A 21,899-nucleotide genomic window follows, 5' to 3' on the forward strand; every position below is an offset into this window, starting at 1 on the left:
AAGCTAAGCTTGTTTATTGGCCTTCCGCCAACCAACCTTGTAGCGCGTCGATTAACTCTTGCGCTTGTTTTTCGCTGGAAATATTAAATTTGGATTTTTGTTGATATTCGCCGTTGCGCTTTTGATAGCGGCGAATACTAAATCTATCCTGGCTATATTGATTCTTAGCCGGTTCCCAATCCTGATAACGGTAAATGACCGTGGCCCACGCGCCCTTACTCAGGATTTTTTTGTCCAGTTCCTTGACAGTTTCAACGCCGCCGTCTTCGTAACTAATGGTTAAATCTTCAACGGTTTCAGCCATATATTTCTCAATGAGGTTAGCAACGGCGCGCAGTCTACCATACAAGCGCGGCCATCAAAATGGCGAATCGCCTAGCGCGCGATGAACTCGCCAAAAGCGCGGCTGCCCTCCCCTGTTTTAATGGTATTTACCACTTTCAGGGTTTTTGCGTCGATGACGGACACGTTGTTGTCAAACCAGTTGGCAACGTAGACCTTTTGATCGTCAGGATGCGTGCTGATACCTTCCGGCTTATCGCCCACAGCGATGACCTCAATCTGCTTCAATGTGGCGGTATCGACTACCGATACCGTGCTATCGTCCTGGTTCGTAACAAACAATAGACTGTCGTTCAATGCCAATGAAACTGCATACGGTCTGGCGCCGACCTTGATGGTTGCTAGACGCTTCATGCTACGGGCGTCCAAAACGGTCACGTTATCGCTTTCCACGTTAGCGGAGTACAGTCGTTTTCCTTGACTGTCCACAGCAATGCCGAATGGATGCGCGCCAACCTTGGTGGTATTGCGGATTGTCAGTTTATTCAAATCGACTTGCGAAATGGAATCGTCGATGCGATTGGCGACATACAGCCAGCGATTGTCCGGACTGACCGTCATGCCGGATGGCGATTTGCCGACGGTAATGGTTTTGATCTTCGCAAAATTTTTGGTATCGAAAACCGTCACCGAGTTTTCATACCAATCGGCGACAAATACCTGCTCGCCCTTTCTATCCGCAGTGATCCCCAGCGACGCCCCTCCGACCTTAACCTTGGTCAAAGTAGTTAGTTTCTCGCCATCTAAAACCGCAAAACCGCCGCCTTCCGGGGTGCTGATGTACACTTGTTTCTTCGGTTGATTCAAGGCAACGCCGGCAGGCTTACCCTCTACTTTGATCGTTTCTATTACTTGTTGGCTTTTTGTATCGATTACCGATACCGAGTTATCTAGCTGATTCGTAATAAAGGCACGCGAATCGGCGCTAGCGCTAGATAGGAATACAGCCAGCAGTGAAAAAACCAAAAACGAATATCTGATGCACATGATGAGAATAACAGGCAGGGGAAGCGAGGGTTCTCGGCGCGAATTACCGAGAACCGGAAACAGTAACTTAGCGTTTAATGTCGATCTCAACCGTCGCGGAACCTGAGCCTACTTTTTTGGCAATCGCTTCCAGACCGGTTTTCAGAACATTGCTAACCGCTTTATCGGCAGTTTCTTCGTTCAATTCTGCTGGTGGATTGTTGTTGACATAAGCACGGTAGTAAGTGGCCACCCATTCAATTTCGGCTTTACCGCCTTTATCGTTCACGGACAATTCTGCCGCATAGTTACCGACAGGCAATACTGGCAGCGGCTCATCTTGGCCGGCATGTTTAATAGTGCCGGTTGAACTCATATCGGTGATTTTGTATTTGTAAGAGAATTTTGCGGCGTCATAGGCTTTTAATTCCTCGGTGATAGTGCCGTTCGCCAAAGTCAAAACGCGGATGGCGCCTTTGTTATTGGTACCGTCGCCTTTCACGCTTTTAATGCCTGGGTGCCAAGACATATCGTCGTAGTTCTTGATCAAATCCCACACTTTTGCCGCTGGCGCATCGACAGTGATGGTGGCTGTCATTTTTGCTCTGACCGGACCATGAGCATTGGCTAAACCGGCGAACAAAAATAAAACGGTAGAAACGAGTAGCGAGGTTTTTTTCATAACACTTTCCTATGATGGACACATAAAATGGAGCGGGCGATTATAAAATAAAATCTGCCCGCAAGTATTCGCAAAAGCATGTTTGCGGAAATTTTCCCGACTCTGTCCGCCTATCTTCACGGATTTAATGACTACAGCAACTTTTTTTTGGCACGATTACGAAACCTTCGGCATAGATCCGCAACGCGACCGGCCTTGCCAGTTTGCCGGCATCCGCACCGATGATGATTTTAATATCGTCGGCCAGCCTGTCATGGCCTACTGCCGGCCTGCCGACGATTACTTACCGCACCCCGAGGCCTGCCTGATTACCGGTATCACCCCGCAATTGGCGGCGGAAAGAGGCGTTTGCGAAGCAGAGTTTGCCGCCTTGATCAATCAACAGCTCGCAGAACCCGGTACCTGCGGGGTGGGTTATAACAGCATCCGCTTCGACGATGAAGTCACCCGCAACCTGCTTTACCGTAACTTTTACGATCCCTATGCGCGCGAATGGCAAAACGGCAACTCGCGCTGGGACATTATCGACGTAGTCCGGGCCGCCAAAGCCTTAAGACCGGAAGGTATCGAGCGGCCGGTCAATGCCGACGGCGTCGCCAGCTTTAAATTGGAAGAACTCACCAAAGCCAACGGCATCGCCCATGAAGCCGCACACGATGCGTTATCGGACGTCTATGCGACCATCGCAATGGCCAAATTAATCAAAGAACGGCAGCCAAAACTATTCAACTATTTATTATCCAATCGATATAAAAACGCTGCGCTAAACCTATTGCAACTCGGCAGCTTTACTCCCTTAATTCATGTCTCCGGTCGATTTTCGGCACGGAATAATAGCTTGGCCGTGATCTTGCCTCTGGCACAACATCCAAGCAATAACAACGAAATCATCGTTTACGACCTTTCGGTCGATCCGGCCCCCTTGCTTGAGTTAAGTGCAGAAGAAATTCAGCAGCGGCTATTTGTTGCCAGAGACGCGCTGCCGGAAGGCGTTGCCAGAATCCCGTTAAAAACCGTACATATCAACAAAGCCCCGGTATTGGCGCCTTTGTCGGTGATACGCCCAGTCGATGCCGAACGCTTGCAACTGGATTTAGGCAGATGCGAAGCAAATGTGCAGCGGATTCAGACTGCGCCACCTTTAGCGGAAAAGCTGTCGCAAGTATTTACCCGTCAATATCAAGATTCACCTAACGATCCTGATTTGATGATTTACAGCGGCGGATTTTTCAGCAACAGCGACAAAGCGATGATGACGCGAATCAGGCAAGCAAAACCCGACAAACTATCTGACTTTGCTGCCGATTTCGATGACGTCCGTTTGCCGGAAATGCTGTTTCGCTATCGCGCCCGGAATTATCCGCATACCCTATCGATAGAAGACGCTCTGCTCTGGCAGCAATATTGTCGCGACAAACTAACCGGTGCACTAACGAATGGCGGGCTGACGCTGGAACATTTCACTGCCAAAATTGCGCTGATGCGGGAGGAGCCCAATGCAAATCAAGCGATACTGAACGAGCTGGCGGCCTACGCGGAAGATCGACGCTTAAAATTTTCGAATTGAGGTTTTTGCCGATTTAAAAGCCGGCAGATTGTTTCAGGAATAAGGCGCTTTTAGCGTTATGCCGTATAATGCAAACCATTTGAGTAAATTTCGACCGAGGCATCATGAGCATTACCCTGTCTAACCGCGTAAAAGCGGTCAAACCGTCCCCTACCCTGGCTATTACCGCCCGCGCCGCCGCGATGCGTGCTGCCGGCAAAGATATTATCGGTCTGGGTGCCGGCGAGCCGGACTTTGATACGCCGGACCATATTAAAGCCGCCGCCATTAAAGCCATTAACTCCGGGTTTACCAAATACACCGCTGTAGACGGTACCGCCGGCTTAAAAAAAGCCGTTATCGCTAAGTTCAAACGCGACAATGGCCTGGATTACCAAGCCAACCAAATCCTGGTGTCCTGCGGCGGCAAACAAAGTTTTTTCAATCTGGCCCAGGCACTACTGAATCCCGGCGACGAAGTCATCATCCCTGCCCCATACTGGGTATCCTACCCGGATATGGTACTTCTGGCGGATGGCGTCCCCGTTATAATAGAAGCCGGTCAAGCGCAAAATTTTAAAATCACCCCGGCACAACTGCGCGCAGCCATCACCCCCAAAACCCGCCTATTGGTCATTAACAGTCCGTCCAACCCCACCGGAGCGGCTTATAGCCTGGCGGAATTAAAAGCGCTGGGCGACGTGTTATTGGATTTTCCAGAGGTGTTGATCGCTACCGACGACATGTACGAGTTGATTCTCTGGAACAAAGGGGAATTCGTCAACATCCTTAACGCCCACCCCGGCTTTTATGATCGCACCATCGTCTTAAACGGCGTATCCAAAGCTTATTCGATGACGGGCTGGCGGATCGGCTATGCAGCAGGGCCAGCACCGTTGATCGAAGCGATGTGCATCATTCAGTCACAAAGCACCTCCAACCCCACATCGATCTCGCAAGTAGCCGCCGAAGAAGCCCTGAATGGTGATCAAGGCTGCATAGACACGATGATGGTGGAATTTAAAAAGCGTCACGATTATGTGGTCGCCGAACTGAACAGTATTGATGGTATTGAATGCTTGCCCACCGACGGCACCTTTTACGTGTTCCCCAATGTGGAAAAACTGCTGAGCAGACTGGACGGTATCAACGACGATCTGGAATTTGCCGAATTCTTAATCGAAAAAGCCGGCGTGGCCCTAGTGCCAGGCTCAGCATTCGGCTGCCCTGGCCACATTAGAATCTCTATTGCCACCAGCATGACCAATCTGGAAAATGCCTTACTCAGAATCAAACAAGCGGTTTAAGGCCTATTAGGATTTGCCATCGCGAACGGATAAACCGACATTAATTTGCCATTTTTCAATTGACAAATTTAATCAATGCTATAGAATTCGCGGCCTTCGCACTTCATCAGTAAGAAGGCCTCGGTGGCGAAATAGGTAGACGCACGAGACTTAAAATCTCGCGACCGAAAGGTCGTACCGGTTCGATTCCGGTCTGAGGCACCATAAAAATTAAGGACTTTGGTTTACACCTGGTCCTTTTTTTATGCCTAATGATTGCCACGTTCCCTTTGAATAACGCCTTGGTAAAACTGGTTGAACATGAAGAAAATATTTCACTTTAAACGCAGAAATCCGCCGCTGCTATGGCGTCTCAAGTGGTTTCTAGTTTTAGTCACCATCGGCTGCTTGGAAATACTCCCGGTCCCGGTCACCGACTCAATCCTGATATTTGTCTTAATCTACAGACCACTGTGGTTCAAAAATGTGGTCAACAAGCTCTATTCTCATCTGCCCTCTGTATCACCAGAGGAAAGCGAGCTATCCTATTTTTCCAAATATCAATTAGATCACCCCAAGCATTTCAATAAGTGACAGTCACCGGCCTTGCTATAGTCTGTGTCGCGTATCCAAGAGCTTTGGAGTTTAATCAAACCCGGCGAACCGCCTGACTGTCAGTGCCGCGCGTTGTTCGATCAGTTGTACGATTTGTTCAACCACTGGATTTCCGGCGAATTCATGGTTCGCCGATGTCTGCAACCTGCGAGCAACCACGGGTAGCCGTTGGCACAAACCGAGGATACGTTTTCGGGTTTGCGCTACCGATAAGCCCGCCGCTTGAGCAAAGCGATCCCAATGTCGGGCCTGCACTTCGCTGAATTTGCATTTGCCACCCAACTGCATTGCCATCTTGGGCGTCAGGCTGGGATAAACGGCGGTTGACAGGACATCATAAAGTGGTGCCAGAACTGCTCCCTTGTCGGCATACAAGATAGAAAAGTTCTTGGCATGGGAGTCGTGGTTGCCAATCAAGGCATTGAAAATGACCGCATCCAGCAGTCGCAACACCTGCGGCGCACTCGGTCGGGTCACGCGGCGGACCAAGTCAAAGCACTGGTCCAAACCCGGCCCACCCTCGTTCTGATATTTCAATTCTGGTATTACGCCAAGCGCCTGACAGAAATCCTCCTGATGCAGACGCAAGCGTTGGCCATTTGCAGCTTGAGTTCTGTCATATCGCTCAACCAGCAGAAATGAACGGTCGCGAACGGCACAAATCCTCGACTGTGCGGTCTGGAATTGCATCGCATCTGCCAGTGCCAGACAGAAACCTTCGTTGATCACACTGTCTTCAACGGCTGAGATGGCCGGTTTGAGAATATGACTACTGGGCGAGCCATTGCGGGGCAGACCGATTCGTTGACCATCAAACACCACCGGCAATTTATCCTGAGCGCCCGCTAATGATAAGCGCAAACCATCCTGACCAGCCAGCATCGGCCGCTGTGGCAATTCATCCAGCAAGGCTAGTACGTCAGAGTCGGATAACCAGTCGATCTCGTTCGCTTGATCAGATACAGCGGGCAATCGGTCTAGCGGCAAAAGCGAAACGGCGCCGGCGCATTCACCGCCAATATGATCGAGCAAAGCAAAGTCATTTTGTTTCGAGATCTGAAACTGGCGTGCGATCAATTGGCGTAATTTGCCTTCCGGTAACAGGCCGGCAAAAAACGGCCTCGCCTGCAGATCATTGAAAACCTCTACTTGCAACGGTAATGAACAGGACAGAGGGACGGCGTCGGCTTGTTGCAGCCAGTCGGCGCTGTAGCTAAATTGGAGTCTGCCTTCAACCAGGGCCAAATCTCCCACTCGACGATCAAATAAATAGACGGCGAGCATGTAACTCATGGTACTTCGGTTATGTCCGGCAGACCATCGAGCATGACCTGCCCACCCAGTGCTTCAATAACGCGCATCACCGTTTCCAGACGCACGGTCGGCTTGCCGGCTTCGAGGTCGACGATAAAGCGAACGCCAACACCTGCCGCCAACGCCAGTTCGGATTGGGTTAATCCGAGCTGTTTGCGGGCGGCGCGCAGCGCTTGGCCAAGTTGTTGGGTATATTGGATGTTGATCATGAGGTTTTTCCCGTTCGGGAAAGTATTAGGCGAAAACAATCAATATGCAAGTTTAATTTCCCGAACGGGAAAATTAATTTAGAATTTACGAGAGACAAGCATCGAAGTTCCCGTTCGGGAAAAATAGCCCCTTTCTGTGTCAAATCTATCTGACTGTGATGGTTAGCGCTGAATGCTAATGATATAACTTAGGGTAATTGCAAAAACGAATCAAAAGAAAACAACCGACAGCAAATGACTAGCAAACAGAAAAAAGGCAAAGCAAGCTGGAACGACGTTAAATCCAAATTGGCTGACGTCGATCGAGTTGGTCTGATCGGGCTGATACAGGATCTATACGCAGCCAATAAAGATAATCAAACGTTTCTGCATGCACGATTCGGGTTGGGCGAGGATATTCTTAAACCCTATAAGGACACGATTTCCCGCTGGATTTGCCCGGATGTCATGCGCAATCAACCCATCTCTGTGGCCAAAGCGAAGAAAGCGATTACCGATTACAAAAAGGCGCTCGGTCAACCCGAAGGACTGGCTGAACTATCGGTTTTTTATTGCGAGGAAGTGTTTGTATTCCTGGGTTACTGCGGCATGGACGATGAAGGCTATTTTGATGCCTTAGTGCGTATGTTCGAACAAGCATTGAAATATGTCATGGCCTTGCCGGAAGCCAAACGCCCAGCTTTTATACACAGACTCGAGCAAGTTGCAAAGCAAGGCTCGAATGTCGGCTGGGGTGTTGGCGAAGATATGGCAATATTGTTATCCGAATATGACATTGATGACTAGTAATGCGCTTTTATCCGATCTTCAAGCTGAAAACGCAAGACTGATTGCTTTGCTCGAAGCACATAACAACGAGTACCGCCACCGGTTCCGATACGACTAGGTAAGTAATGAATGGTGGCTTTTGGGTGTATGGAAATGCACAATCGACCCTTTGCCGCCAGTCGCTCAAATTGATTCAATAGCAACTATTAGTTCAATACCCGTCGTTCAATATTATTTGCAATGCTTGATTGGGAGAGTAGCAACAACCCTTAGCTTCTTGAGGGATTCGCTCGTTTCTCCGGCAACACAAAGATTCGACTCATCCTACGAGCTATGGCGAACGATGCAAATCGCTATGGTTTAGCGTAAAATCCGGCGTCTGCTAAGAATTGAACAGTTTTGTTCCTGAGTGTGCCAGTTTCGACTGGCCACTCGTCTAACGAGTGCAACTAATTTTGAAGAGCTTGTCTCTTAAACACTACGGTGTTTTGCCCCTAGTGCTAGGGGTGGTTACTATTACTACTTATAGACACTCAGGAACACCCTAATAAGGAAATTTATGGCGTTTATAGATAATGTGTGGTGGACAAGAAAAGCACGGATTCAAGCAGAGAGAAGGCTTTTATCTAATGCCTTTCAATCTCAGCTATTAATGCTGTGGTATTCGTTCTGCGGCGTGGCAGCCTCTATTTATTATCTTAAGATCAACAATTCAGGCCCTAACAATGATTTGCCCGGAATCATCTGGGTAGTCTATTCAGTGTTAATACTTTGCATGTCCGGTTTTATTACCGGTCTTTCCTTTAAAGAGCGTGCAGGACTAATCAAAGAATGCTATGAAGCTCTCAATACTTTTTATCAAAAGGCAAAAACAGCCAATGCCGATATAGATGCTATATCAAAAGAATATGAGCAAATTTTGGGGCTTTGCGAAAACCATACCGATTACGACTATTACCTCGCCTTATGTATTGAATATGTAACTTGTACCACTACTAAAGACCCGAAAACTAAATTAAAAAAAGACCTAGATAGAAGGCCAACCTGGTATCACTGGGTCAGTATAAGTTATTGGATATTTAAACATTATTTATTGCTAATGCTCTTGTATTTCTTGCCAATTATCTTATTTTTTGGCTTGGAGAGGATTTAGTGTGAGTGTACGGAAGCAATTCGCTAATTATTTTTCGGAAGACAACCTAAAACAAATATTCACCGACCATATTGTATATTCTGGAGCGACAGGGATAGACAATTTAGATCAATATGCCTTTCGTAAGCAATTAAATGATCAGGTAGCAATTCTTTCGAAAAAGATATTGGCTGGCACGTATCAGTTTACTAAATACAAATTAAAACTTGTTAGTAAAGGTCGAGGAAAAAAGCCAAGGGAAATTGCTATATCGACAGTTAGAGACCGCATCGCCATGAGAGCAATGTGTGAATTTCTTTCAGAAAGATTTAAGTCAGGCTTATCCTTAGAGTTGCCGCAAAATGTCATCAAGCGAATAAAAACTGATGTCGTATCTGGAAAATATTCTGGCTACATTAAGCTAGATGTTTCGGACTTTTATCCATCTATCAAGCATAAGGAACTTGAGTCTCGCTTGCGCAAGCGTATCAAAGATCCCGGAATAATGAATGTCATCCTGGCTGCAATAACGTCGCCCACAGTTATCGTATCCAAAGCATCTGATAAACCTTCCGCAATTGGTGTGCCTCAAGGATTAGCTATATCAAACATTTTGGCGGCTGTATATTTGCTTAATATAGACAGGCATATGAATTCTTATCCGGGTATCGCATATTCTCGCTATGTCGATGATGTTCTGATTTTGTGTGACTCTAAGCAGGCAGAAAAAGTCGCTAAGGATGTTATTTCGAGATTTAGCCGAATTGGATTAAGGGTGCACGACCCCATTAAAGCTCCCGAAAAATCGAGCATTGGCGACGTCAAAGACCGGTTTGATTATTTGGGTTATCAGTTCAGTGACGGGAGTGTATCGGCCAGAACAGAAACAGTCGAAAAGCTTAAAGAATCAATCGCAGCAATATTTACAAGCCACAAACATTCAAAGCTAAAAAATGAAAAATTTCTGGAGTGGCGCCTAAATCTAAGAATTACCGGCTGTGTGTTCGAAAATAAAAGCAAAGGCTGGCTGTTCTTCTTTTCAGAAATAAATGATGAATCGCTATTGCATTCTTTAGATAATTACGTCCGTAAGCTTATAAAACGGTTTAATGTCGGAATAAAACCGAAACGATTTTCACGGGCTTTTAAAGAGCTAAGTTACCGCAGATACGAGACTAACTACATACCTAATTTCGATAACTATAGTCTTGATCAGAAAAAAGACGTGTTGGTTGAATATTTCGATTTTAAACTCGGTTCGCTAACGGATGAGGAAATAGAGTTCCACTTTCACAAGAGAATTGGGAAACAGGTTAAAGACCTGCTTGAAGATATCCAAAATTTTGGATATTAAAAAACTAATTGTCGTGTCCGTATGGAGGGGGGCGAACCATATCTGCCCGTAGCGTGCGGTGAGGTTCGCAAGCTCACCTGGACCCTACGCCGGCTTTAGGTTAGAAATTTGCCATTGGCTCTTTTGTTTCTTCTGGCGGCTTTTGGCCGACCCAAGGCGTTCAAAATTTGGCTGGGTTTGTATCGAACGGCGGCGATTGCTCGGGAGATTATTACAGCTTTTAATCTGGGACGAAAAGTACTGGTCCTAAACGAGCGCACCGAATATCTGGATGCTATTTTGTTAGCGTTGGACAGCAAGTTACCGCCACCTTTTGTGCTTCACGGCCGAATGTCGAAAAAACAACTAGCAACTAAATTGGTGGGCGAAGGTTTTGATCACCCACCACTGGATACCTTTAGCTGGGTGCCTGGGAATAGGAGGCAAGATCTGTTGCCACTGTGCTGCATTTTTCTGCCGACATGACGGCTGCGATTTTCCTGCGTTTCCAAGCTCCGCGTGGGAACGATACAATTGGGCTTTATTAGGTTCGCCACTAGCTCCATCATGACTAAAATCCCCGATTTCTCCAGCATACCCGCTTATGCAGGCCCACCGAATGATGCCCAAATCAAAGCCCGGCTACGTGCCGTCGCCGAGCTGGGTGTGTTCCGCCATGCCCTCCCCCAACACTTAGGCGGTTTTGCAGATGACTTTGCTGCACTAGTCAAAAGCCATCGCCGACTCGGAGAAACTTGCCGCGACCCTGGCCTGATGCTGGCAGTCAATGCGCATTTGTGGGGATCGGTTTTTCCTATTCTGTTGTACGGCAGCGAGGCGCAGAAAGCACAATTTCTGCCGCCTTTAATCAGCGGACAATGGCTGGGCGGGCATGCGATCACCGAGCCTTCTTGCGGCTCCGACGTACAGGCGATGACAACCCAAGCGGCGTTACGCGGCGACAGTTATGTGTTGAACGGCGAAAAGCGTTATATCACCAACGCCCCCGTGGCCGATTGCTTGGTGGTGTACGCCAAATTGGCAGGCAAGATTTGCGCGTTTCTGGTTTCCCGTAACGATGACGGCTGCCGTGTTAGTGATGAAGCCGCGCTGGTTGCTTGCCGGGGCAGCGCCACCGGTAGTGTGATTTTGCAGGATTGCCGGCTCGATGCTGATCGCCTGCTGGGAAAGATCGGTGCCGGCACGCAGATGATCCAGAAGGCGCTGGAATACGAGCGGGCCTTTGTCTTTGCCGGCATTGCCGGCATCATGGACTGGCAGCTAACGGAGGTGGTTCGTTACAGCCGTGAGCGGCGCTCGGGCGGTGTGCATCTGGGTAAGCATCAGGCCATCAGCCATCGGATTGCCGAGATGAAGCTAAGGCTGGATACTATCGCTTTATGGTTAAACGAATGCGCGCGGCTTTGCGACGCCGGTCAACGCCTTACCCTGGCGTCGGCGCAAACCAAGTTATACGCCGCAGAGGCTTTCTTGCAATCCAGCCTGGATGCGGTGCAGATCATGGGCGCGGCCGGCTTGGAATCGGGTAGTGCGCTGGCGGAATTGGTGCAGGATGCCATGGCCGGCCGCTTGTTTTCCGGCAGTTCGGAAGTGCAGAAAAACCTGATCGCCGCCTTGCTCGGCACCGGCGACGCGTACAAGGCCAACCCACTATCCCACTCATGATGAATTTTTCCGCTTACCGAGATTGGCAACCAACGCCGTTGATAAAGGCTTCCTTGTGGTTAACCGCCGCTGCGCTGTTGGCAGTAGCCGTGCAGCCTAGTATCTGGCCCTGGGCCCTGACTGCGATTATTGTCGACCACTTGGTGTTAACCTTTGCCGGCCTTTGGCCGCGTTGCGACTGGACGGGATCTAACTGGACCTCGTTACCGCCCGCTTCTGTGGCGCGCGGCGAAATCGCCATTACCATCGACGACGGCCCCGACCCGGACATCACCCCGGCCGTGCTCGATATTCTGGAGCAGCGCGGTGCCAAGGCGACATTTTTCTGTATCGCCGCCAAAGCCCAACGCTACCCTGACCTATGCCGGGACATCGTCAAACGCGGGCACGCGGTGGAAAATCACAGCATGCACCACCAATACCATTTGCCGTTTCTGTTGTTAAATGGCTGGATGGCGGAACTCAACGCCGCCCAGGAGGCTCTGACCAAAGTGACCGGCATTCGCCCGCGATTTTTCCGGCCGCCGGTAGGCCTGCGAAATCCTCTGTTGGATCCGGTACTCAAGCGTTTGGGGCTGCAATTGGCGAGTTGGACCCGGCGCGGCTTTGATACTATCGACGGCAATCCGCAAGTGGTTCTGGCAAAACTATTGAAAGACCTGAAGGCTGGCGACATTCTGTTGTTGCATGACAGTAACGTCGCGCGGACCAGCAGCGGCCAACCAGTGATTCTGGAGGTATTGCCGCCCCTGCTGGACGCCATTACCGCCGAGAATTTACAAACGGTCACGTTAAGCGAAAGCTTGGATCGTTGCCAAAATCCCTAACGCACCCATCTGATTTCGGAGATTTAAGCCATGAATAAAACCTATGCCAGTGCAGCGTTGGCCCTGTTTCTGAGCGGTTGCGCGTTTCAAGCACCCGATTATTTACAAATGGTCACGGCGCCGGAGTTAAATCAGCTGATGCAACGTCAGGATATTTTTCTGGTGGACGTGCATACCCCGGAGCAGCGCCATATCAAAGGCACCGATGCGTTTATTCCTTACAACAGCGTCGAGAAACACCTGGATAAACTGCCCCAAGATAAAACCACTCCAATTTATCTGTATTGCGAAGGCGGCCCAATGGGGAATGCCGCCGCCAAAACGCTACACGAACTGGGTTACGAGCATTTAAGTAATCTGGAAGGAGGCAGCAAAGCTTGGGCAAAAGCAGGATTGGGGTTTGAATAGGCCAGCGATTATTAACCCGGCCCTTAAATTCCTCGGAGCCGTTATACCGCGCCACGAAGCCCACATCGTCGCTCCCGCTTTCGCGGGAGAGAAGATACTTAAGGGCTGGATTCATAAAAAGCTTGGTGCTTATTCGACAATACTATCGACCTTGCCGTTTTTAAATTTCACCACAAAGCGGTTGAACAGGTTGGACCAGTAAGTCCACTCGTCGCTATCCAGCGAAGGCGTCACATGCTGCGGCGGGTAGCCGATGGCGGCTAGTACGGCTTTTTTGCTCATGCCTGTCTTCACCTGCCCCACCAAAATGCTCTCACGCTCAGCGGCAGTAAATTGGTTAAGGTCGACCTTACTGGTACCGGCAATTTTACTGAAGGCGATGGGCATATCGTCCTTGGTAAACTTTTGCACGTTTTCGACTGTAATCAGTTGGCCGCTGGATTCTATCCTCAGCACCGCTTCGTCGGAATTCAGCTTCAGCAACGCGACCGGCGTATTGATCGGAATCAATTGGCCTTTACGATAATTGGTGGTGCGAAACTTGTTTTGTTCCTCGAACAGGCTGAACTGCGTGTAATAAACCTGAGCGGGCTGCACGGCCGCGGCAGCACCTTCGCCGGGTTTCAGGTCCTTCTTGCAACCTACCGCCAAAACAGCCAGGCATAGCCACATCAAAATGCAGTTTTTTCTGAACATAGTCAAAATTCCTCGAGCAAAAGGTTAGGAACATGCTGACGCTGAGCAAAACAGCGACGCGACAGTACAACAGATAGAACAAGCCAGGAAAGTCCTGAACACAAGCGCCATAGCTAGCGTCTGTCTAGGGCGAATCGATTTTAATGCCGAGTTTTTCCAAAAATACCGCTGGCGAAGCGAAGCACATTTCGCGGCTGACCGCATCGACGGCCGCCTGGATGGTATGGCCCTTGGCTAAGACTTCGCCGGTTTCGGCATCGGCGACCAAATACTTGATCTTCATCCGGTATTCCCACTCGACCAGCTCCGCCGATACCCGAATCCGCTGCTCGAACTGCGCAGGACGCACATAACGCAACTGCAAATCCACAATCGGCCAGACGTATCCTGTTTCTTTCATGGCCATGTAACCGTAGCCGATTTTATCCAGCATCGCGCAACGGGCAATCTCGATATATTTGCAATAATGCCCGTGCCAAGCGATGTTTAGCAGATCAATGTCGTGAAACGGCACAGTTAATTCCACTTCGGCGCGCAACATATTTACTTGTCCTCGGCGGCTATCTGACCGCTATCACCCGCGGCCGGCTTGCGCCAATACGGGTAAAAATTAAACCATTGCAGTGGTGCAATGCGGCAATACGTTTCCAACCGTTCGGCATATTGTCTGGCCAGAGATTGCAGCATGTCTTGTCGTTTGGGTTCGGCTCGCGGGATACGAATACTGTCCGAGAACGGTTCAAGATGAATTTTGAAGCGTCCGTCTACCGGGAAGCAGAACAGGGTAAAAACCGGACAACGCAACAAGGAAGCCAACAGATACGGACCTTGCGGAAATTCGGCGTCCTCTCCCAGAAAGCTGGCCGGCACGGTGCGACTGCCTTGCACAGGTACTCTGTCTCCCACCATTACCAGAAATTCGCCGCGCTCGATCTTTTCCTGCAAGCTGATCGCAATCGCCGGACTTAGCTCCGTCACTTGTATCAGCTGTATCGTGGCGCTGCCGCGACTGCCGAGCAGGCGGTTGAACTTCTCGGCATGTTTGGTATGCACTAAGATGTTGAGATGGATGTGGCCGCGCATCGTGGCGATGGCCTGACAGATTTCCAGATTGCCGATGTGTCCGGACAGCAGCATGGCGCCACGTTTTTGCTCGATCAAATCCAGCAGCAGCTGGCGATTAGGAAAATCCACTTGTTCCGGCGTGATATTGCCGGTCCACACCACAATTTTGTCCAGCAAGGTTTCGCCGAAGCTTAAGAAATGCAGGTAACTTTGCCAGAGCCCGCCGCCTAAACCCAACTCCGGGTAAAATCTGGACAGATGCCGCAGATATTCCCTCGAAGACTCGCGGGCAAGACGCCCGGCCAGAAAGTAGTAACTCACCACCGGTCGCAAAAATAAACGAAATACCCAGCGGCCGAACAGCCGATATACCCATACCAAAGCCTGTATGCCCCACAACAGGCTGTTTTCCTCTACAGCGGCCCAATGCCGGGTAGCGGCAGTTGCGCGTGTCATTGCAAATGCCTCAGCAGCAGTTTTGGCCAGCGTAACAACATACCGAAAAATAAACGGGCATGGGTTTGACTGAGCAGCAGATTATCCTCCCAAGCCCGAAAATGCGATAAGCCATCCAGCGGATAGCGAACCTGGGTGGGAATGGAGACGATAGACACCCCTTGCCAATAAAGCCGCACCAAAATTTCCGTATCAAAGCCCATGCGATCTTCCGTGGCAATGCTTTGGATTAAGTTCGCGGCGGATGCCAGCGGGTAAACCCGGTAGCCGCACATCGAGTCGGGGATGGCGAAAGATAAGGTGTTGATATGTACCCAAATATGGGTCAGGTAGCGAGCGTAGTAGCGCAGTTTAGGAATCGATGCGTCGAACAGGGCTCGGCCGATAACCACTGCTTCCGGCGCTAGTCTGGCGGCGCTTAGAAATTTATCCAGATCGTTTAAATCGTGCTGGCCGTCGGCATCGACTTGCAGCGCGTGCGAATAGGCTTGGGCTTGAGCCGCCAGAATGCCGACCTTGACCGCCGCGCCCTTACCTTGGTTTACCTCTAGCCTGATACTTTGCACCCAGTCATATTGCTCAGCTAAGCCGCGAATCACCTGGGCGCAGGACGCATCGCTACCGTCATCCACCAACAGACAAGGCAGTTCATGCGCCGCCAAACGCTCAATAATGCCGGGGAGCGGCTTTTCATGGTTATAAACCGGAATCAGGATGCAGGGCTTAAATAAGGTTGTCATGAAAGTAGATTCTACCCGAGCTATATTCGCAGGTTGCCGAACGGTAACAAAAAGTGAGTTTGCCGGCTTGTTGCAGATAGTGCAATGCTAATTCCAGCTCTTGTCCAGGTAACAACAGCTCTTTGAATTTTACCGATTCCATATGACTGAAGTCGCGAGCTAAACCGTAGTATTGCCGGGCATAATGCACCGCCCATTGAATCTGCACGACTCCGGGCACCACCGAAATTTCGTCGAAATGACCGTTGAAATAAGTTAAATCTTTGGGGATGCGCAACGCCAGCACCATACCATCGAGCTGAATGTGTTCGCTTAGCGTTTCCGGAAACAAAACATCTGGTTCGCTTCCCTGATTTTCCATACTCAAAAGCTGGCCTTCACTTTGCGGCGCACCGCCATTTCCGCTGCCATCAATAAACCCATCAGTACATAAGAGATGCAACCATTGTAAAGACTCCACAACCAGCGGTCGCCATAGCAAATCGTCAGCAAAGAAATTGCCGCATTGCCGAGAAAAAAACAGCTCCAAACCAGCGTTACTCTGCGGGTATACAGCACGCCATGAGCCGGCAGATCCGGAAATTCCAGCCTGGCCAGCCGTTCCACCACCGTCGGCGGATGAATCAAACTAAAGGAAAATACCGTAAAAAACAGTAGACTGACGAACACCGGATAAGCTAGCAGCCAGTAAGCATCGTTAACCAGTGCACCAAGCAACAGAAACAGCGCGCACGCCAATATCAGCCGAGACTCGGCTAGGCCGGCCGAATTGCGATGTTTTTGCAGCCAGTAACGCAGCAGAAATAGGCCGGCTAACCCCAGGGCCATAGCCCGCGGCTGAAAATAATCGGCGGAATACCAAATCAGAAAGGGATAGCTGACAGTCGCTGCCCCGATAATCACATTAAGGATAATTTGCCGAGGCTCTGCTGGGGATTTTGGGCAAACGCTGGTATCGGGATTTGCCTGAATCTTCGTCGGGACCAGGTTGCTGAGAAAGTCTTTAAACATTCAGCCTATTCAGCGCTGATCCGATAAACGGTATCGACCACGTCCTGAATGGTGCGGGCATTTTTGAAGTCTTCTGGATTGATGCGTTTACCGGTGATCTCGCGCAGTCTGACCATCAAATCCACCGCATCGATGCTGTCGATGTCCAAATCCTGCCGCAAATTAGCCTCCAAGGTAATGTCATCGGGCGTTAACTCGAACATTTCCGACATCAATTCTCTTAAGGTGGCGAATACGTCTTCTTGGGTCTTCATACGGGTGTTGTTTCCTATTGCGATACTCGACTCGGCCTGACAATCGCTCTAAAGCCTCGATTTAGCGAGTATCGGTTGATATTGTATTGTCCTCTGGCATCACTCCAAGCACCAAAGTATCTGCGCCAACCGCGCGATAAATTACTACGCCAAGCGTGGATTATACCCTGGGTTACGGCAGATCGCTTACGCTGCTGGCAATCGAAATCACGAAACACCATCCAAACGCCAATGCCAGATAGCCCTATCCTGCCGACAATAGCCGCTTTGCTGGCCAGATATGATTGATTGAACTAACTTCGGCAAGCCATTTTCCGGCGATGCCGGGCCATTTGCCTGCTCGCGCGTCAACTGCAATTGCGGCCCCACGTCGCCAGACCTCGCCAGCGTCATCGCCAAAGCCCAGGTCGTTTGACTGCCGGTGAGAAAGGGTAAATAAGCGTCGGGGAGAGGCTGTTCGTAGCAGACAAGCAAAACCTGGGGAGCATCCAGCAGCATGCCGCCGACTTCCAGAAAAGCCGAAAACAGCCCTTCCGTACCGCCGGCCAAGGCGACATAAGGCAGAAAACTGGAGCCATGAAAACTCGCCAAGCCGGCGATGGCATTATGTACACATTGACTAAAGCGGCTAGGCGAGACATGTTCGCCCTCTGCCAACTCTTCCAGCATCTCGAAATAATACTGACTTTCGCCATGGTTTGAAAAAAACACCGAGGGCATGTCGCCATTTTCGCCGCGACAGCGCCAGGCCACAGCGCAGGCGGCTCTGGCTAAAGGCGATAATCTGCGCCTTTGCATTGCCGGTAAAAACCCCATATCGGCCTTGCCTTGGTTATGCGGCAATATTTCACCTTTGGGCCAGACCTTGGTCTGGGGATGATGCACGGATTGCCAGAAACACCAATGCTTTACTGTGAACGCCAAACGGCTTTCGATACCCGATTCGGCAATGCTTTCGGTCAACTCAGCTATCCCAGCGCTGTAAAACCAAAGACGTGTTGATACCGCCAAACGCAAAATTATTGCTGACGATGTAGTCGGCGTGGATATGACGCCCGTCGCCGGTCAGATAATCCAGTTCGGCACAACGCGGATCGAGATTATCCAGATTCAAATTGGGATGAAACCAGCCTTCCCTCAGCATCTGAATTGCCACCATGGCTTCCAAGGCCCCACAAGCACCCAAGGTATGACCCGTGAAACTTTTCAAACTGCTAATCGGCGTGTTGCCGCCAAACACCGCCGCAGTAGCTTGGCTTTCGGCAATGTCGCCCTGCTCGGTGGCGGTACCGTGCGCGCTGATATAAGCAATTTGCTGCGGCTCAAGCTGCGCATCCTGTAATGCCAGACGCATCACCACTTGCATCGTGTCGGCATTGGGTTGCGTGGCGTGCACACCGTCGGCATTGGTCGCAAACCCGGCAACTTCGGCGTAGATCCGCGCGCCGCGCGCCAATGCGCGTTCCCGTTCCTCCAATACCAAGGTGCAAGCACCCTCGCCTATCACCAAACCGTCGCGATCGCGGTCGAACGGTCTGGGGGTTAATTCAGGTTCTGAGTTCCGGGTACTGGTGGCATACAGCGCATCGAACAACGCGGCTTCGGTGGGACAAAGCTCCTCCGCCCCACCGGCGAGCATTACATCCTGCAAACCGTATTTGATCGCCTCGTAGGCGTAACCTATGCCCTGGCTACCTGAGGTACAAGCACTGACGGATGGAATAATCCGGCCGCGCACCTGAAAAAACAAGGCCACGTTAGCGCAGGTAGTGTGGCCCATCATTTTCAGATAGGTGGTGGCATTTAGATTACCGATGTCATGATTAATCAGCATTCTGCCAAAGTCGGCGATAGCCGGCGTCGATCCCACCGATGAACCGTAAGCAACGCCGGTACGACCGCTACTAATGACCGGATCACCTAGCAATCCGGCGTCGATCATGGCAAGTTCGCTCGCGCGGGTAGCCAATAGCGAGACCCTGCCCATGCTGCGGGTGTTTTTCCGGGTGTAATGCGCGGGTAACGTAAAATTTTCCACCGGCCCTGCCAAGCGGGTAAGCAAACCGTTATAAATCTCCCATTCCGGGATATAGCGGATGCCGGATTGCTTTGCCGAAAGTCTGCCGCGTATTTCTTGCCAATCGTTACCGATGGGAGAAAAGCCGGCCATACCGGTAACGACCACGCGCCGCGTCAACACAAACCTCCATTCACGGAAATCACTTGGCGGGTAATGTAGCCGGCATCTTCGGACATCAAAAATGCCACCAACGCGGCGACTTCTTCCGGCGTACCTAAGCGTTTGGCGGGCACGGCGGCAAGCGCCTCTTCAAGCGGCAAACCTTCCAGCATCTCGGTCTCGATTAAACCCGGAGCCACGCAATTAACGGTGATTTTGCGTTTCGCCAATTCCACTGCGAGCGCTTTAGTTGCACCGATGATGCCGGCCTTGGCCGCGCTGTAATTGACTTGACCACGGTTACCGACCAAACCGGACACTGAAGACAGGGTAACGATACGGCCCGGCTTGCGCCGTTGTATCATCGGCATTACCAGCGGAAACAGAACGTTGTAAAAGCCATCCAGATTACTGCGCAGCACTTGGTCCCAGTCTTCACCGCTCAGTGCCGGAAAAGCGTTGTCTCGCGATAGCCCGGCGTTACAGACCACACCATAATACGCGCCGTTGGCCAGGATGTCGGTTTCCAAACTGTCCTTGGCGGCGCTACGGTCGGCTAAATCAAAACTCAGCACTCGGGCCTGGCGACCCATCTCGACAATCTGTTCTTGTACTTGCTCTGCCTCATCCAGCCGGCTACGGCAATGGACGACAATATCGTAGCCCTCGCGAGCAAGACGCAAGGCAATAGCTTTGCCGATGCCTCGGCTGGATCCCGTCACCAGGATGGTTGGTTGGCTCATATTCCTTTTCCGGCGAGAAATTTTTGCGAATCCTGTGGCAGCAACACATTTAACTTCGAGCTGGCATTGATATTTGGCCCCGCTATCGTGCAGCCGAACACCGACATATCGTTGGCGGCTTCGATAATCTTTTCCGCCCTCACGGTCAGCTTCGTGCCGCAAGGAAAACTACCGACCGAGCACTCGAAGTAACGGGTACCCAATAAAAACCCCAAACCAATCGCTTCGCCCCGGCACTTGCGATGATAACCGGAGTACGCCGCAATGGCCTGCGCCATGTATTCCAATCCCACCCAGGCCGGCACGTTATTTTCAGCACTGGAAAACAGGCCGTCGTCGCGGACATTGAGTTCGGCGACAATATGGCTGTCACCGACTTCGAGCACCCTATCCAGAAGCACCATACGCCCGGACTGAGGTACTAGCGTTTCGATGGCATAAGGGAAAGCCGCTGGACTGTCAGGGATGTCCAATGAGCAAGGACACATTGTTTCCGCCGAATGAAAAAGAGTTGCTGAGGCAGTATTGTAGCGGCTTTAGCGACTGGTTTTCCAGCCCGACCAAGTGCAGCCTTACCATATCGGGATCAGGCTCGCCATCCCACAGATGTGGGGGCAAACGACTTTCTTGATGTAAATCAGACAGTAGCAACCAGCACAAACCCGCTTCGAGCGCACCGGCCGCTCCCAAACAATGGCCGATGGAGGGCTTGCTGGAACTGCAAAACGTATCGCTACCGAACAACTGCCCGACTGCCCGATTTTCCATCGCATCGTTTTGCCAAGTTGCGGTGCCGTGCAGATTGATGTAATCGATTTGCTCAGGCTTTAGCTGCGCGTCGTCCAGCGCAGCCTGCATCGCCAGTAACGCGCAACTACCGTCGGGGCGTGGCGCGGAAATATGATAAGCATCGGCACTGGCACCAACGCCCAGCAAGGCGATGTCGCCCGGCTCGCGAGTCATCAAAAATAGTGCCGCACCTTCGCCTATCATCGTGCCGTCGCGATTTTTACTAAACGGATTGCAAGTGGTTTTGCTGAGGGCACCCAATGCAAAAAAGCCTTCCAGCGTGGTGCGGCATAAACTGTCGGCACCACCCACCAACACCGCATCGCAGACACCCAAGCGTATCAAGCGGCGCGCTGAGGCCAAGGCATTGGCACTGGATGAGCATGTCGTGGAAACGGTGTAGGCCGGACCGCGAATATCCAGGTAAGCCGCCAAAAACTCCGCCGCACCGCCCAATTCCTGCTGCTTGTAGTGATAGTGGCTTGGCATGCCCCCGGTTTCCCGCAACACTTGCACGGCGGTTTCACCCTCGGCAATCCCGGAGGTACTGGTGCCGACCACTATGCCGATCCGTTCCGCGCCGTAACGGGCTATGGCTTTGCCGACCGAAGCCTCAATCTGGTGGAGCGCCGACAGCAACAAACGGTTGTTGCGGCAATCGTATTGTTTGAGCTTAGAGGGAATGACAGGTAGCTGGGTTATTACGCCGAAGGCGGGAATGGTTGAGTTCAGCCAGGCCGACGGTACCGGCTGAACGGAGCGACCGGCAAGCCACCCGGCTAAAATATCTGCCTTGCTGCCGCCCAGGGCGCAGACCATGCCTAAATCACGTAAATACAAAAACTACACCCG

Annotated in this window: 26 protein-coding genes and 1 tRNA gene; 10 read left to right on the forward strand and 17 right to left on the reverse strand. The window is 50.9% G+C overall.

The genetic code is table 11. The features are described 5' to 3' along the window. Positions 1-13: 13 nt before the first annotated feature. From METH11B_RS0103150 to METH11B_RS0103160, 3 genes are all read right to left on the reverse strand, one after another. Positions 14-304, reverse strand: coding sequence for a hypothetical protein (locus METH11B_RS0103150; RefSeq protein WP_020481204.1), 291 nt, complete (start codon positions 302-304; stop codon positions 14-16). 71 nt (positions 305-375) lie between these two features. Then, on the reverse strand, positions 376-1,308 hold the full coding sequence (locus tag METH11B_RS0103155; RefSeq protein WP_231499572.1) for a YVTN family beta-propeller repeat protein: 933 nt from the start codon (positions 1,306-1,308) through the stop codon (positions 376-378). Positions 1,309-1,396: 88 nt separating this feature from the next. Further along, positions 1,397-1,990 (reverse strand): SRPBCC family protein, encoded by a 594-nt coding sequence (locus tag METH11B_RS0103160; protein WP_026600750.1) that lies wholly within the window; start codon positions 1,988-1,990, stop codon positions 1,397-1,399. A 127-nt stretch (positions 1,991-2,117) separates the two neighbouring features. Here METH11B_RS0103160 and sbcB point away from each other — a divergent pair, with 127 nt between their 5' ends. From sbcB to METH11B_RS0103175, 3 genes are all read left to right on the forward strand, one after another. Then, positions 2,118-3,557 carry an exodeoxyribonuclease I gene (gene sbcB, locus METH11B_RS0103165; RefSeq protein WP_026600751.1) on the forward strand — a complete coding sequence of 480 codons (1,440 nt, stop codon included), beginning with the start codon at positions 2,118-2,120 and terminating at the stop codon, positions 3,555-3,557. Positions 3,558-3,661: 104 nt separating this feature from the next. Continuing rightward, positions 3,662-4,843: a pyridoxal phosphate-dependent aminotransferase gene (locus tag METH11B_RS0103170; RefSeq protein WP_026600752.1), complete on the forward strand. Its 1,182-nt coding sequence runs from the start codon at positions 3,662-3,664 to the stop codon at positions 4,841-4,843. A gap of 117 nt (positions 4,844-4,960) precedes the next feature. Further along, positions 4,961-5,047: transfer RNA gene (locus tag METH11B_RS0103175), tRNA-Leu, on the forward strand. 420 nt (positions 5,048-5,467) lie between these two features. Here the strand turns inward: METH11B_RS0103175 and METH11B_RS0103180 are convergent. Together METH11B_RS0103180 and METH11B_RS0103185 are read right to left on the reverse strand one after the other, a co-directional pair. Continuing rightward, positions 5,468-6,730: a type II toxin-antitoxin system HipA family toxin gene (locus METH11B_RS0103180; protein WP_026600753.1), complete on the reverse strand. Its 1,263-nt coding sequence runs from the start codon at positions 6,728-6,730 to the stop codon at positions 5,468-5,470. Beyond that, positions 6,727-6,960: a helix-turn-helix transcriptional regulator gene (locus METH11B_RS0103185; protein WP_026600754.1), complete on the reverse strand. Its 234-nt coding sequence runs from the start codon at positions 6,958-6,960 to the stop codon at positions 6,727-6,729. Before METH11B_RS0103185 ends, METH11B_RS0103180 begins: the two co-directional genes overlap by 4 nt. A 234-nt stretch (positions 6,961-7,194) precedes the next feature. Between METH11B_RS0103185 and METH11B_RS29355 the strand changes: the two genes are divergently transcribed. From METH11B_RS29355 to METH11B_RS0103220, 7 genes are all read left to right on the forward strand, one after another. After that, positions 7,195-7,746, forward strand: a complete 552-nt coding sequence (locus tag METH11B_RS29355; RefSeq protein WP_026600755.1) for a hypothetical protein — start codon at positions 7,195-7,197, stop codon at positions 7,744-7,746. A 541-nt stretch (positions 7,747-8,287) separates the two neighbouring features. Further along, the gene (locus tag METH11B_RS0103195) at positions 8,288-8,881 is read left to right on the forward strand and encodes an SLATT domain-containing protein (protein ID WP_026600756.1); all 594 of its coding nucleotides are present in this window, start codon (positions 8,288-8,290) and stop codon (positions 8,879-8,881) included. 1 nt (position 8,882) lies between these two features. Beyond that, positions 8,883-10,214, forward strand: a complete 1,332-nt coding sequence (locus METH11B_RS0103200; RefSeq protein WP_026600757.1) for a reverse transcriptase domain-containing protein — start codon at positions 8,883-8,885, stop codon at positions 10,212-10,214. Positions 10,215-10,328: 114 nt separating this feature from the next. Beyond that, positions 10,329-10,679: a hypothetical protein gene (locus tag METH11B_RS29360; RefSeq protein WP_197026925.1), complete on the forward strand. Its 351-nt coding sequence runs from the start codon at positions 10,329-10,331 to the stop codon at positions 10,677-10,679. 81 nt (positions 10,680-10,760) lie between these two features. Beyond that, a complete protein-coding gene (locus METH11B_RS0103210) occupies positions 10,761-11,879 on the forward strand; it encodes an acyl-CoA dehydrogenase family protein (RefSeq protein WP_026600759.1) in 1,119 nt (372 codons plus the stop codon). Beyond that, positions 11,876-12,706, forward strand: a complete 831-nt coding sequence (locus METH11B_RS0103215) for a polysaccharide deacetylase family protein (RefSeq protein WP_231499573.1) — start codon at positions 11,876-11,878, stop codon at positions 12,704-12,706. Before METH11B_RS0103210 ends, METH11B_RS0103215 begins: the two co-directional genes overlap by 4 nt. 30 nt (positions 12,707-12,736) lie before the next feature. Continuing rightward, positions 12,737-13,114: a rhodanese-like domain-containing protein gene (locus METH11B_RS0103220; protein ID WP_026600761.1), complete on the forward strand. Its 378-nt coding sequence runs from the start codon at positions 12,737-12,739 to the stop codon at positions 13,112-13,114. Between the two features lie 129 nt (positions 13,115-13,243). On the opposite strand, the gene METH11B_RS0103225 is transcribed toward METH11B_RS0103220, so the two are convergent. The 12 genes from METH11B_RS0103225 to METH11B_RS0103280 form a co-directional block, all read right to left on the reverse strand. Continuing rightward, entirely contained in the window at positions 13,244-13,810 is a 567-nt protein-coding gene (locus tag METH11B_RS0103225; RefSeq protein ID WP_026600762.1) for a hypothetical protein, read from the reverse strand. Between the two features lie 124 nt (positions 13,811-13,934). Then, positions 13,935-14,351, reverse strand: a complete 417-nt coding sequence (locus METH11B_RS0103230; RefSeq protein WP_020481218.1) for an acyl-CoA thioesterase — start codon at positions 14,349-14,351, stop codon at positions 13,935-13,937. A 2-nt stretch (positions 14,352-14,353) separates the two neighbouring features. Next, complete coding sequence (locus tag METH11B_RS0103235) at positions 14,354-15,331, reverse strand: LpxL/LpxP family acyltransferase (RefSeq protein WP_026600763.1); 978 nt, start codon at positions 15,329-15,331, stop codon at positions 14,354-14,356. Further along, positions 15,328-16,071, reverse strand: coding sequence for a glycosyltransferase family 2 protein (locus METH11B_RS0103240; RefSeq protein ID WP_026600764.1), 744 nt, complete (start codon positions 16,069-16,071; stop codon positions 15,328-15,330). Before METH11B_RS0103240 ends, METH11B_RS0103235 begins: the two co-directional genes overlap by 4 nt. Beyond that, entirely contained in the window at positions 16,055-16,432 is a 378-nt protein-coding gene (locus METH11B_RS0103245) for an ApeI family dehydratase (RefSeq protein ID WP_026600765.1), read from the reverse strand. The genes METH11B_RS0103240 and METH11B_RS0103245 overlap by 17 nt, the downstream gene beginning before the upstream one ends. Before the next feature lie 2 nt (positions 16,433-16,434). Beyond that, entirely contained in the window at positions 16,435-17,082 is a 648-nt protein-coding gene (locus tag METH11B_RS0103250) for a membrane protein (RefSeq protein WP_026600766.1), read from the reverse strand. Between the two features lie 5 nt (positions 17,083-17,087). Further along, a complete protein-coding gene (locus tag METH11B_RS0103255) occupies positions 17,088-17,336 on the reverse strand; it encodes an acyl carrier protein (RefSeq protein ID WP_020481223.1) in 249 nt (82 codons plus the stop codon). A gap of 207 nt (positions 17,337-17,543) precedes the next feature. Beyond that, on the reverse strand, positions 17,544-18,299 hold the full coding sequence (locus METH11B_RS0103260; RefSeq protein ID WP_026600767.1) for a beta-ketoacyl synthase chain length factor: 756 nt from the start codon (positions 18,297-18,299) through the stop codon (positions 17,544-17,546). A 1-nt stretch (position 18,300) separates the two neighbouring features. Then, positions 18,301-19,536: a beta-ketoacyl-ACP synthase gene (locus tag METH11B_RS0103265; RefSeq protein ID WP_026600768.1), complete on the reverse strand. Its 1,236-nt coding sequence runs from the start codon at positions 19,534-19,536 to the stop codon at positions 18,301-18,303. Next, positions 19,530-20,258, reverse strand: coding sequence for a 3-oxoacyl-ACP reductase FabG (fabG, locus tag METH11B_RS0103270; protein WP_026600769.1), 729 nt, complete (start codon positions 20,256-20,258; stop codon positions 19,530-19,532). Before fabG ends, METH11B_RS0103265 begins: the two co-directional genes overlap by 7 nt. Continuing rightward, entirely contained in the window at positions 20,255-20,746 is a 492-nt protein-coding gene (locus tag METH11B_RS0103275) for an ApeP family dehydratase (RefSeq protein WP_231499574.1), read from the reverse strand. The genes fabG and METH11B_RS0103275 overlap by 4 nt, the downstream gene beginning before the upstream one ends. Beyond that, a complete protein-coding gene (locus METH11B_RS0103280; protein ID WP_081733743.1) occupies positions 20,718-21,887 on the reverse strand; it encodes a beta-ketoacyl-[acyl-carrier-protein] synthase family protein in 1,170 nt (389 codons plus the stop codon). The genes METH11B_RS0103275 and METH11B_RS0103280 overlap by 29 nt, the downstream gene beginning before the upstream one ends. Between the last annotated feature and the right edge of the window lie 12 nt (positions 21,888-21,899).

The organism is Methylomonas sp. 11b (assembly GCF_000515215.1).
GTDB lineage: Bacteria > Pseudomonadota > Gammaproteobacteria > Methylococcales > Methylomonadaceae > Methylomonas.